This window comes from Nonomuraea monospora (assembly GCF_039531895.1).
Taxonomy (GTDB): Bacteria; Actinomycetota; Actinomycetes; order Streptosporangiales; family Streptosporangiaceae; genus Nonomuraea; species Nonomuraea monospora.
This window is the reverse complement of the sequence record NZ_BAAAQX010000015.1, coordinates 174,478-186,082: the sequence shown is the minus strand read 5'-3', so window position 1 is coordinate 186,082 and position 11,605 is coordinate 174,478. Positions and strand designations below refer to the sequence as shown.

Here is an 11,605-nt window from a genome sequence, read left to right as displayed (position 1 = left end):
AGTGACTCCAGAGGTTCAGGGAGCAGCCACCCGGCTGCTGGAGGCCTACGACTCCGGCCACCCCTGCGAGCCGGTCCGCGACCTGATCGACGGCGTCGAGGCCGCCTACGCCGTGCAGAGCCTGCTGACCGAGCGCTGGCTGAGCGAGGGCAGACGGCTGACCGGCCGCAAGATCGGGCTGACCAGCAAAGCCGTGCAGCGGCAACTCGGCGTCGGCTCGCCGGACTTCGGCGCGCTCTTCGCCGACATGGCGGTGCCGGACGGCGAGGAGATCCCCGCCGGCCTGGTGCTGCAGCCGCGCGCCGAGGCGGAGGTCGCGCTCGTGCTCGACCGCGACCTGCCGCACGAACGGCACACGGTCGCCGACGTGATCGGCGCCACCGCGTTCGCGCTGCCCGCCGTCGAGGTGGTCGGCAGCCGCATCCGCGACTGGGACATCACCCTGGCCGACACCGTCGCCGACAACGCCTCCGCCGGCGTGTACGTGCTCGGCACCCGTCCGGTCTCCCTGCGCGACGTCGACCTGCGGCTGGCCGGAATGGTCGTCGAGCGGCGCGGCGAGCAGGTGTCGACCGGCGTCGGGACGGCCTGCCTCGGCCACCCTCTGCACGCCGCGGTGTGGCTGGCCGACACGCTCGCCGCGCTGGGACGGCCGCTGCGCGCCGGCGACACCGTGCTGACCGGCGCGCTCGGCCCGGTCGTCCCGGTACGTCCCGGCGACGTGCTGGAAGCCCGGATCGACGGGCTCGGCGATGTCCGCGTGGCCTTCGCCACCGATGAGGAGGACCAGTGAAGGCGCTAGCGGAACGCCTGGACGAGGCCACGCTGAACGGGCGGGCCATCCCCCGGCTGACCACCACGACCGACCTCGGCGTGCCGGCCGCGTACGAGGTGCAGCGAGCCGTGATCGAGCGGCGGCTGGCCCGCGGCGAGCGCGTCATCGGCGTCAAGATGGGCTTCACCAGCCGCGCCAAGATGGTGCAGATGGGCGTCGACGACGTCATCTGGGGCGTGCTCACCGACGCCATGCTCATCGAGTCGGACCTCGACCTGAGCGGCCTGATCCACCCGCGGATCGAGCCCGAGATCGCCTTCCTGATCGAGCGGCCGGTGCGGACGCCGGCCGACGCGATCGCCGCCGTGGGCGCCGTCGCCGTCGGCTACGAGGTGCTGGACTCGCGCTACCAGGACTTCAGCTTCACCCTGCCGGACGTCATCGCGGACAACGCCTCGGCGAGCGGCTTCGGGCTCGGCCCGTGGCATCGTCCCAGGGACGTCGGCAACCTCGGCCTGGTCATGGAGATCGACGGCCGGCCGGTGGCGAGCGGCTCGTCCGCGTCCATCCTCGGCGATCCGGTGCGGTCGCTGACCGCGGCGGCCAGGCTGGCGCACGCCGGCGGCTTCGAGCTCCAGCCCGGCTGGGTCGTGCTGGCGGGAGCGGCCACGGCCGCCGTCCCGCTGCCCGCCCGCGCGCACGTCCGCGTCCGCGCCGCCGGTCTCGGCCACGTGGAGGTGACGACCCGATGAGCGACGCGCTGCTGGTGCCCGGCAAGGCCCGCCCCCGTGGCAGGTTTCCGCACGTCAAGCGGGCGGGCGAGTTCGTGTTCGTGTCCGGTACGAGCTCCCGCCGCCCCGACGGCTCCTTCGTGGGAGCCGTCGTGGACGAGATGGGCACGCCGGACCTGGACATCCGCGCACAGACCAGAGCGGTGATCGAGAACATCGCCGACCTGCTCGCCGCGGCAGGAGGCGGGCTCGGCGACGCGGTCAGCCTGACCACGTACCTGGTCAACATGAACGACTTCGGCGGCTACAACGAGGTCTACGGCGAGTACTTCGACGAGAGCGGCCCCGCCCGCACGACCGTCGCCGTCCACCAGTTGCCGCACCCCCACCTGCTCATTGAGATCTCCTGCATCGCCCACCTACCGCAAAGGAGCCAGGACCGATGAGGCCGCCCTTCAACCTCCACCAGTGGATCGACGAGCACCGGGACCTGCTGAAGCCGCCCGTCGGCAACGTGCAGATCTGGGCGGACGCCGACCTCATGGTCACCATCGTCGGCGGGCCCAACCAGCGCACCGACTTCCACGACGACCCCATCGAGGAGTTCTTCTACCAGCTCAAGGGCGACATGGTGCTGCGGGTCATGGAGCAGGAGGGCAAGCCGCCCGTGGACGTCCAGATCAGGGAGGGCGACGTCTTCCTGCTGCCGCCGCACGTGCGGCACTCGCCGCAGCGGCCCGTCCCCGGCTCGATCGGCCTGGTCGTGGAGTACGCCCGCCCTGAAGGCCACCTGGACGCCTTCGAGTGGTACTGCGTCAACTGCCACCGCCTGGTCCACCGCGCCGAGGTGCAGGTGAAGTCGATCGTGGACGACCTGCCGCCGATCTTCAACGCCTTCTACGACAGCGAGCGCACCTGCCCGCACTGCGGAGCCGAGCACCCCGGCAAGGACTGGCCGGAGCACCTGCGGCCGGCGGTTCAGTGACGGTGATCGACGTGCACGCGCACGTCTTCCCCAAAATCTCGCGGGCCGAGGCCCGGATGCTGGCCGGCGCGGGCGAGCCCTGGCTGCGCGACGGCATGATGATGAGCGGCGAGGACGACTACCGGCCGGTCACGCCGGAGCTGTGGGACGCCGGGGCGCGCCTGGCGGCCATGGACAGAACCGGCGTGGACGTCCAGGTCGTCTCCTCCACACCACTGCTGTTCGGCTACGCGGCCGACGGCGCGCGCGCGGCCGAGTGGTGCGCGATGGTGAACGAACGGGTCCTCGCCCATTGCGCCCAGGCGCCCGAGCGGCTCATCCCGCTGTGCCAGGTGCCGCTGCAGGACGTGGACCTGGCCGTCAAGACGGTCACGGAGGCCAAGGCCGCCGGCCACCGGGGCGTGCACCTCGGCAACCACGTCGGCGCGCGCAACCTCGACGACCGCGACATCCTGCTGTTCCTGGAGCACTGCGCGCACGAGGACATGCCGGTGCTCGTGCACCCCTGGGACATGCTCGGCGCCGACCGCATGCCCGGTCACATGCTGCCGTGGCTGGTGGGCATGGCGGCCGAGACACAGCTCAGCATCCTGACCCTGATGCTCTCCGGCGCCTTCGAGACGCTGCCGCGATCGTTGCGGCTGTGCTTCTGCCACGGCGGCGGCAGCTTCGCCTACCTGCTCGGACGGGCCGACAACGCCTGGCACCGGCGCGACATCGTCCGCGCCGACTCGCCCCGGCCGCCGTCGGCGTACACCGACCGGTTCCACGTCGACTCGGCCGTGTTCGACCCGCGCGCCCTGCGGCTGCTCGTCGAGGTGATGGGCGCCGAACGCGTCATGCTGGGGACCGACTTTCCGTTCCCGCTGGGGGAGCAGGAGCCCGGATCGGTGGTCGCGGCCTGCCCGGAACTGGACGAGGACGCGCGGGCCGCCATCATGGGCGGCAACGCCGCCGCCTTCCTCGGACTGCGGTCGTGAGCCTGGCGGGCACATGCTTGGGCGTCGTGCGCGTGGCGCTTCTCGGGTTGCGGCCGTGAGCCTGGCGGGGATTTGCTTGGGCGTCCTCCGCGCCGCCCTTGTCGGGTCGCGGTCATGAGCCTGGCGCACACACGTCGGGGCGTCCCGCGCGGTACCCGCTCCGGCGGGGTGAGCGTGTTCAAGGGGTTCCGCTACGCGGCCCCCGCGCACAGGTTCACCCCGCCCTGCCCTGGCGGAGCGAACGGGACGCCTGGACATCCGGCCCGCACGCCCCCCAGCGGCCGGGCCGGATGGCCTGGGTGTCAAGCCTGGAGCTCGATCCGGACTCCAGTGATGAGGACTGCCTCTTCCTGAGCGTCTGAACGCGGTCCTGCGACGACCGGCGACCGGTGCTGACGTTCCTGCACGGCGGCGCCTTCGTCGCCGGCTCCGGGGCACAGCCGATGTACTGGCGTTCTGAGATCAGGACCATGGCAGGTCTGCCCAGACCACGCGGTGGCCACAGTCGGTGAGATGGGTGCCGCAGCGAATCGCCAAGCTCGCCACCAAGCTCAGGCCCCGGCCGGATTGCCTCATCGAGCCTGGGTCCAGCGGCTCCAGGCGAGGCTCGCGATACGTCGTTCCTGGATCGATCACTTTCAGCCGGATGAAATCGTCGGCAGTGCCGAGCCGGACTTCGACCCAGTTGCGCTGATCCCCGGCAGGGACATGCCTGATGACATTCGTCACCAGTTCGCAGGCGACCAGCACCGCGTTGAAGCGCAGATCAGGGTCGACATCGGCTAGCCATAGCTGCAGCGTTCGCCTGGCCTGGCACGGTGTCTCATTGCTTCGCTGCAGCGTTGTGCCTTGCCAGCGGGCGACGTCCGGCATTGATGTGGAAAAGGCCTGTACTGACATGAAATCACCGATTCCTCCATGATTGTTTTCTGCTACACGTACGCTGTCGTGATCGAACGTGTTGGCTCTCAGCATGGACGCTCGCCCTGCGCGCGCATGCGTCAACCTCGTGAAATCTGACCGACAATGAAATACGCGACCTGTGTATTGATCGTCGTTTCGACGTCGTAGTACCGTGGCGAAGGAGTATCTCCCCCTGGCTCGCAATTGCGGAGATGTCATGCAGGCAACCCCCGGCGATTCGATATCACCTCGTGCCCGCTTTGCGCATAATCTGACAGAATATCGCAAATCGGCAAGAATGACGCAGGCCGCGCTGGCGCTGCGCATGCGCTGTCATGAGTCGCTCATCAGTCACATCGAGACCGGCCGGCGCGCTCCCACCCTCGATATCGCAGAGGAAGCCGATAAAACCTTCGGCCTTGACGGACACTTCGTTGCCCTGTTCACGAAAATCACCCAGTCGCCCACGCTCGGCTGGTTCGCCCGCTGGGTGGAAGAGATCGAACCTCGCGCGGTCATCCTGCAATCGTGGGATCCGCTGCTGATTCCAGGGATTCTGCAAACCTCCGACTACGCCCGCGCGGTTTTTCAAACCAGCTCCGACCTCGACCGTGTGGAAGAACGGGTTGAAGCCCGTATCCGGCGGCTCTCAGTCTTTGACAGCGCATGCCCGCCGACCTTCCTCGCTCTCATCGACGAAGGCGTACTGCATCGCCCGGTGGGCACCGCTGACGTCCTGGCGGCTCAACTGCGTTACCTGCTCGAGCTGACCCGGCATCCACGGATCACTGTCCAGCTGGTTCCTATCGCGGCTGGTTGTGTTCCTGGCATGATGAGCGCATTCGCCTTGGCGCGGCTGCGAGACGGCTCGGAAGTTGTCTCCGTCGACTCGGTTCTCTCCGGCCAGGTGACTGCGGACCACGACGCCGTCGCACAGCTCAAGCAGAGATATGACAGCATCAGGGCGGATGCACAGCCGAAAATTGTTACGCAGCAGGCGATAGAGGATGCGATCGAAAAATGGACCAGGTAAACCTCGACGAAGCCGAGTGGCGCAAGGCCACTGACAGTGGCGACAACGGACAGTGCGTGGAAGTCGCCACCAACCTGCCCGGCATCGTTGCTGTTCGGGACAGCAAGAATCCGGAGGGGCCCGCGCTGATTTTCACCCCTGGTGAATGGCGGGCGTTCTTGCAGGGCGCCAGCCGAGGCGAGTTCGACATGTGACGACGCCGACCGGCCGTGGTTGCCGTAGGGCGGCTACGGCGACTTCCGCCTGCCTGTCACCAAGGCATCGCGCAGCGGCGACATCGAATTGCCGCGATGAGTCTGGAAGGGGTGCTGGCCATGCGGATCAGCCGTGATGCGAGAAGGGCCTGGAGGGGAGCGCAAAGCGCCATCGCGTTATGTGCGCTCATGGGCTCTATCGGGTGCGATGTTCAGATGTTTCACACCCGGTTGGAGGTCGACCCGGCTGTGGTCAAGGAAGTGAGCGCCGTTGGCGCGGTCATTGCCCGAACCACTAATGAGCTGTTATACGAGAACACCACTCAGGTCTATCATTTGATGATTGTCGACGTCGGAGGGACCGACCTCCCTTTCGCGTTGGACTTCGTGCGTGAGCGGCTGCGAGAACGTGGCTGGACAGAAACCGATGGGGGCTTGGTTCACGTCAATATGACGTCCGCCAAGTGGGATAAAACTCGCCTCCATGCCGGCCGGCCGAGCCTAAATGCGTCGTTTCCTGAGGAACAGCATCTGAGAATAGTCAAGGCGCTCACGGCTAATGCGAACGGATCGCATGCTTATGTGCTGATAGAGCTCAGCAAGGATGAATAGACGAGGTGCTGCCGCCGTCAACCCCGATGCGTGGATGTGCCTGCCGCAAGGGTGCGGAGTTCGCGAGCTGAGTCCAGCCCGCGGCTCTGTTCCGGCAGTCCTCCGAGCAGTTGCCCGACGATGCGGCTTCTGACTGTGCTGATCGGCCACGCCCGCATGGTGGCGACGGCCTGCTGAAGACCGGGGCCGACGTCGAGAGCCCGGGTCTGTGTGAGCGCGTGCACGAGCGACAGGTTCGCCATGTTGCCGTGGAAGGAGGGCGGGCAGAGTGCGCGGGCCTGATCGGTCGCGTCGATCGCCTCCTTCGTCGCGCCGATGAGCGCGTACGGATACGCCAGCGCCCACGCCTGCGCCCATCCCCGGAATGACCAGAGGGGTGAGATCTGCTCGCTGTCCACGGAGTTGGGGAGCGCGTCGAACGTCCGCCGCACGTCGTTCAGCGCGGTGTGAGTGTTCTCCTTGTCGCCCTGTGACGCGGCCAGGAACGCCCGCACCATGTGCGCCTCCGCCAAGCTCCGGCTCGGCACCCCTGCGGCGATCCCCACGGCCTCGTCCGCCAGCCGCGCCACGACCGGTGCCGGTCGGCCGGACCAGAACCCGTACTCGGCCTCCCACCCGCGTACCCACACACGAAGCTCGCGATCACCGGTGGCGTCGGCCGCGCGGCGGGCGAGTCGCCAGGTCCGCAGCGAGGAACCCTGGTCGCCGACGTCGCTCAGCTCCATGCCCATGAGGGCGGCGAGTTGCGCGCTGACTCTCAGGAGGCCGGTGCGGGCGGTGGCCGACGACGTGCGGTTCAGGACGGTGGACACCTCGGCGAAGTCGGCCGCCACCGTCCGGAAGACGGTTCCTGGCGGGTTGGTGTAGTAGGCGAAGTCATGCTCCCAGACCACCTCGGACCAGTCGTCCAGCCCGAGGTCACCGCGTTCCGCGATGGTGCGTTCAACGCCGGAGAACAATGCGTCCCAGCTTTCCGGCGGGATCGCAGCCCCGGCACCGATGGCGGCGAGGATCTGCATCACGGCACGCCGTTCCATATCGTCATCCTCGTCATGAGATGAGAGGTCCGGGATAGGAGCCTTACCCGTGCGGTAGTCGTCCAACTCGGTCATCGCAGAGTGAAGTGCGATAAGCCGCCCGTCGGCCCCGTACAGGGCGTCCAGGCGTGCTGCCACGTCCGGTTGCACGCGCGTGAGACCGCGTTCCCACTTGGACAGGTCGCCGTGGTCGCACAAGGCCTTGGCCGCCGCGTCCCGCTGGCTGAGCGCGCAGACGTCGTCGCGCCAGTGCCGGAGCTTGGCCCCCAGCAGGTGCCAAGGGGACGCGGCGGGATCGACGGCGTCGGGGCGGCGAGGCACTCGAATTTCATCTCCTCGTTGGTGGGGTTGTTGGAAAACCGCATTCCAGCAATTACGCCCTTGGGAATCGCCTCGAAGTCTTTCACCATGGCACTGCGTTTTCCTTGAAACGCGAACACTGGCTTATCCGGAAGGAACGAGCATGATTCCCGGCAGTGACGATCCGGACCCGTACATGAGACAGGACCTCCGCACAGGCGAGCGAGCCGCCGAGATGAGGGCGTGGGGCCCAGGCGATGTGCGGGATCGGCAGCTCGCCGCGCTGCTCAACACCTTCCCTCAGTGGTCGATCTCCTACGAGCGGGTGGCGGGCGGCTCGTGGTGGCTGGCGGCGCCGTCCTGGAAGCTCACGCTGGAGGAGGTGGCTGCCGGGGCGCTGGTACGGCTGAGGCGCGGGGATCCCATCAGCCTCATGGCGGACCTGACCGAGCAGGTGGTGATCCTCCATGGCCTTGCCAGGTCCGTGCGTTACGTGCGACCTGAGTGGACTCCGTATGCCCCGAAGAGGGATCGCCGCATGTGGGTGGTGGAGGCGTCATGCTGCGACGCGTACCAATTGGTTCACGAGGGGCGTGAGTACTTCGTGACCCGGTGGAGCCGGGACGGCTGGTTGGAGACCGGGCGAGGCGCCTACTGGCAGGCTCTCGGCATCTGGCAGCGCCTTGATCGGCGACATCGGCGGGACAAGCGGTGGGAGGGGTGACGTACTGCGGTTGCGGAGCCTGCCGGTGGAGTCATGGTGACCGCTCGGGACGGCAACCCCAGTGGCACGCTTGTCGTCTGCGCGTCTGCGCGTCTGCGCGTCTGCGCGTCTGCGCGTCTGCGCGTCTGCGCGTCTGCGCGCTGCGCGTTCGGGACGTGTTAGCCGAGCAGCAGCGCGGCGACTGCCTCAGGATCCTCGCGCATGGCGTTGTGCCCGGTGGGGAGGTCGTGGACCTGCCAGTCGGGATCGGCCCCGAGCCGGGCGCGGAGGTCGGCGAAAGGCGTCCGGTCCTCCCATCCCGAGCAGTAGACGAACTCCCGCCGGGGGATCCGCGCGAGGGCGCCCGTGAGCCGGACCGTCTGCAGGAACGAGGCGAGGGGATGGGGGCGGCGCCGAGGATCGCCACCGTCCGGCGGGAGGACGGCGTAGCCGGTGCTCGCTGCTCCGGCGGCGAACACCTCCCTGTAACGCTCGGTCGTCGAAGACCAGCACGACTCGCCGTCGCGTGGCACGTAGGCGTCGAGATGCACCAGCCGCGAGATGCGGCCTCCGGCACGATCGGCGGCGGCGGCGATCACCATCCCGCCGTAGCTGTGGCCGACCAGCGTCGCATCGGTGAGGTGGGCACGATCCAGGAGCCGCAGTACATCGTCGGCGTGCGTGTCGAGGTTGGCGGTCGCGACCGTCGCCTCGTCGTCGTCCGGACGCAGGCCGGTCAGGGTCAGGGCGTGAACGGCATGTCCGGCACGCTCCAGCAGTGGGGTCACCTTCTCGAACGACCAAGCGCCGTGCCAGCCGCCGGGCACGAGGACGAACGTCGCCATGTGGTCCTCCTTCAGTCGCGCGAGCGGTCTGGTTGGCTACTCCGCCTGAGTGAAGACCGCTTCGCGTGCAGGCAAGTCTCGTCAGGGTGGCGGTGGCTTGCTACCGATAAGATGCCAAGTGATGCCCTTTCGCCGCCAACCTCGCCAGATGTCGCACATATGGCCATCCGGCGGGCGTCACCTCTGGCCGTCCGGTGAGACGAGCCCAGCTCAGACGCACGCACGAGGACATCTGGTGTACGCGGCCAGCGGCGTCCTGACAGTGCACACCGAGCGCGGCACGTCCATCGTGCCCGCCAACCGGGCTGCCTGGACGCCCGCCGGGTTCACGCATCAACACCGCGCCCATGGCGACACCGACATGCGGATCGTCTTTCTCGCGTCGTCTCTCGCCCGGCTCATCCCCGACCGTCCCGCCGTGTTCCTGGCCTCCGACCTCGCTCGCGAAGTCCTGCTCGCCCTGACCGGCCCCCGCAACTACGACGCCGCGTCTGCCTACAGCCGTTCCGCGCGCTGGCGGTTGCTTCGGGTGCTTGTCGATGAACTGCGCGAGGCAGACGAGCAGCCGCTTCATCTGCCGGAGCCACGGGACGACCGGCTGCGGGCAATCGCCAGGATGTTGGACGAAAATCCTGCGGAGAACGCAACGCTGGACGAACTCGGGAAGAGGACTGGGGCCAGCACTCGGACTCTCAGCCGTCTGTTTCGCGATGAGCTTGGCATGAGTTTTTATGAGTGGCGCACGCAGTTGCGTATTTATCATGCGCTGGTGCTTCTCGCCGATGGTCACGACACCACGCAGACCGCTCATGCCTGTGGGTGGGCCAATCCGAGCAGTTTCATCGCGGCGTTCACCAACGTCATCGGGACGACTCCGGGCCGATACCGAACCGATCGCCGGACTGGTGCCTGGGCGTCTCGCATCCCGGGGGAGTGACCCAGCCAACGGCCGATACCGGTGAAGGCCACACTCCTCACAGGTAATGATCAGTGTGCCGGGTGGGCGGCTTTGCGGTGGTCTGGGATTAGCTGGTGCGTCCCCCGGGGGGGGGCGGGGAGATGGTGACCGCTCGGGGGAGCGCGAGGGGGCTGGAAGCCCTCTCGCCCGGGGCTCGTGGCGAAGCCGCGAGACCCGAAGACAACAGCCCGAGCCGAAGGCGAGGACCCATTTTTTCGGGGCGGGCTCCCAACGGCCAACCCGGTAAATGGGATTGGGGCGGGCCGGGGTTTGGAAGAACGCCCGAGCGACTAGCGAGGACCGTGCTTTTAGAAGGTGATGACGGTACGGGCGACGCTGCCTTGGCGGACGTGTTCGACGCCGTCGTTGAGCTGGTCGAGGGGGAGGCGTTCTGAGATCAACGCGTTGAGGTCCAATCGGCCCTGTACGTACTGGGCGGCCAGCATCGGCAGGTCGCGGCCGGGTGAAGAGTCGCCGCCCTGGGTGCCCATCAGGCGGCGGGAGGCGAACAGGAGGCCGGTGTCGAGTTGCATGGGGTGGCCGGCCGGGGGGCTGCCGACCATGACCGTGGTGCCGCCGGGCTGGGTGGAGGCGAAGGCTTGGGCGAGGACGCCGGGAGCGCCTGTGGCGTCGAAGGCGTAGTCGACGCCGCCCCGGACCACGTCCGCGACCTGGCGGGGGAGGTCGGTGGCGAGGAGGGTGTGGGTGGCGCCGAGGCGTTCGGCTTGTTTGAGTTTCTGGTCGGCGACGTCGGCGGCGATGATCGTGGTGGCGCCCGCGAGGAGTGCGCCCTGGATGACGTTGAGGCCGACGCCTCCGCAGCCGACCACGAGGACGGTGGCGCCTGGGGGGACTTGGGCGACGTTGAGGACGGCGCCGACGCCGGTGATGACGCCGCAGGCGAGGAGGCACATGGCGTCAAAGGGGAGGGATTTCGGGATTTTTACGCACATTGGTTCGGGGATGACGGCGTACTCGGCGAAGGAGCCGATGCCGATGAAGCGGCGGACCTCCGTGCCGTCCAGGGTGATGCGGGGGAGGCCGCCCATGATGGTGGGCAGGCGGCTGGGGCCTGTGCAGAGGTGGAAGCGGCCGGAGGTGCAGGGGCGGCAGCGTCCGCAGGGGCCGTTCATGGCGATGATGACGTGGTCGCCCGGTTGGAGTGCGGTGACGCCGGCGCCGGTCGACTCCACCACGCCGCTGCTCTCGTGGCCCAGGATGTAGGGGAGTTTGCTGACGACGGGGCTCTTGCCGTCGATGGCCTTGAGGTCGGAGCCGCACACGCCCGACGCCTTGATCTGGACGCGGACCTCGCCGGGGCCGGGGTCGTCGATCTCGACCTCGCGCAGCTCCATGGGGGCGTGGAACGCGGTGAGCACGGCGGCGCGCATCAGCATGCGACTCACGCTAGCCGGGGCACCGTTCACAAACAAGCGGTTGCTAGGTAAATCCGATCACCCCCGTTGACGTCGCCGGTGAGGAAACTTACGCTCGCGCTAACCAAGCGAGCGCTAGGCCGAATGTTGAAGGCTGGACGTGCGGGAGGCCG

Annotated in this window: 14 protein-coding genes; 10 read left to right on the top strand and 4 right to left on the bottom strand. The window is 68.1% G+C overall.

Translation table 11 applies throughout. The features are described from left to right. Position 1 precedes the first annotated feature (1 nt). Genes ABD331_RS28280 through ABD331_RS28260 form a run of 5 tightly spaced genes read left to right on the top strand, consistent with a single transcriptional unit; the run spans position 2 to position 3,471 of the window. Positions 2 to 793, top strand: coding sequence for a 2-keto-4-pentenoate hydratase (locus ABD331_RS28280; protein ID WP_344480831.1), 792 nt, complete (start codon positions 2 to 4; stop codon positions 791 to 793). Then, positions 790 to 1,527, top strand: coding sequence for a 2-keto-4-pentenoate hydratase (locus ABD331_RS28275; RefSeq protein WP_344480828.1), 738 nt, complete (start codon positions 790 to 792; stop codon positions 1,525 to 1,527). Before ABD331_RS28280 ends, ABD331_RS28275 begins: the two co-directional genes overlap by 4 nt. Then, positions 1,524 to 1,952 (top strand): RidA family protein, encoded by a 429-nt coding sequence (locus ABD331_RS28270; protein ID WP_344480826.1) that lies wholly within the window; start codon positions 1,524 to 1,526, stop codon positions 1,950 to 1,952. The genes ABD331_RS28275 and ABD331_RS28270 overlap by 4 nt, the downstream gene beginning before the upstream one ends. Then, a complete protein-coding gene (locus ABD331_RS28265; protein WP_344480824.1) occupies positions 1,949 to 2,491 on the top strand; it encodes a 3-hydroxyanthranilate 3,4-dioxygenase in 543 nt (180 codons plus the stop codon). Before ABD331_RS28270 ends, ABD331_RS28265 begins: the two co-directional genes overlap by 4 nt. A gap of 2 nt (positions 2,492 to 2,493) precedes the next feature. Next, positions 2,494 to 3,471 (top strand): amidohydrolase family protein, encoded by a 978-nt coding sequence (locus ABD331_RS28260; RefSeq protein WP_344480822.1) that lies wholly within the window; start codon positions 2,494 to 2,496, stop codon positions 3,469 to 3,471. Positions 3,472 to 3,933: 462 nt separating this feature from the next. Here ABD331_RS28260 and ABD331_RS28255 read toward each other — a convergent pair whose 3' ends face one another. Continuing rightward, complete coding sequence (locus ABD331_RS28255; protein WP_344480819.1) at positions 3,934 to 4,446, bottom strand: ATP-binding protein; 513 nt, start codon at positions 4,444 to 4,446, stop codon at positions 3,934 to 3,936. 145 nt (positions 4,447 to 4,591) lie between these two features. Between ABD331_RS28255 and ABD331_RS28250 the strand changes: the two genes are divergently transcribed. The 3 genes from ABD331_RS28250 (at position 4,592) to ABD331_RS28240 (ending at position 6,213) form a co-directional block, all read left to right on the top strand. Continuing rightward, positions 4,592 to 5,407 carry a helix-turn-helix domain-containing protein gene (locus ABD331_RS28250; RefSeq protein WP_344480817.1) on the top strand — a complete coding sequence of 272 codons (816 nt, stop codon included), beginning with the start codon at positions 4,592 to 4,594 and terminating at the stop codon, positions 5,405 to 5,407. After that, positions 5,395 to 5,601, top strand: a complete 207-nt coding sequence (locus ABD331_RS28245) for a DUF397 domain-containing protein (RefSeq protein WP_344480815.1) — start codon at positions 5,395 to 5,397, stop codon at positions 5,599 to 5,601. The genes ABD331_RS28250 and ABD331_RS28245 overlap by 13 nt, the downstream gene beginning before the upstream one ends. A gap of 96 nt (positions 5,602 to 5,697) precedes the next feature. Further along, complete coding sequence (locus ABD331_RS28240) at positions 5,698 to 6,213, top strand: hypothetical protein (RefSeq protein WP_344480813.1); 516 nt, start codon at positions 5,698 to 5,700, stop codon at positions 6,211 to 6,213. A 17-nt stretch (positions 6,214 to 6,230) separates the two neighbouring features. On the opposite strand, the gene ABD331_RS28235 is transcribed toward ABD331_RS28240, so the two are convergent. Continuing rightward, entirely contained in the window at positions 6,231 to 7,571 is a 1,341-nt protein-coding gene (locus ABD331_RS28235) for a helix-turn-helix domain-containing protein (RefSeq protein ID WP_344480810.1), read from the bottom strand. A gap of 142 nt (positions 7,572 to 7,713) precedes the next feature. Between ABD331_RS28235 and ABD331_RS28230 the strand changes: the two genes are divergently transcribed. After that, positions 7,714 to 8,274, top strand: coding sequence for a hypothetical protein (locus ABD331_RS28230; RefSeq protein WP_344480808.1), 561 nt, complete (start codon positions 7,714 to 7,716; stop codon positions 8,272 to 8,274). Between the two features lie 158 nt (positions 8,275 to 8,432). On the opposite strand, the gene ABD331_RS28225 is transcribed toward ABD331_RS28230, so the two are convergent. After that, positions 8,433 to 9,098 carry an alpha/beta fold hydrolase gene (locus ABD331_RS28225; protein WP_344480806.1) on the bottom strand — a complete coding sequence of 222 codons (666 nt, stop codon included), beginning with the start codon at positions 9,096 to 9,098 and terminating at the stop codon, positions 8,433 to 8,435. 121 nt (positions 9,099 to 9,219) lie between these two features. Between ABD331_RS28225 and ABD331_RS28220 the strand changes: the two genes are divergently transcribed. Beyond that, entirely contained in the window at positions 9,220 to 10,035 is an 816-nt protein-coding gene (locus ABD331_RS28220; RefSeq protein ID WP_344480803.1) for an AraC family transcriptional regulator, read from the top strand. Between the two features lie 329 nt (positions 10,036 to 10,364). Here ABD331_RS28220 and ABD331_RS28215 read toward each other — a convergent pair whose 3' ends face one another. Next, positions 10,365 to 11,453 (bottom strand): alcohol dehydrogenase catalytic domain-containing protein, encoded by a 1,089-nt coding sequence (locus ABD331_RS28215; protein ID WP_344480801.1) that lies wholly within the window; start codon positions 11,451 to 11,453, stop codon positions 10,365 to 10,367. Positions 11,454 to 11,605: the final 152 nt, after the last annotated feature.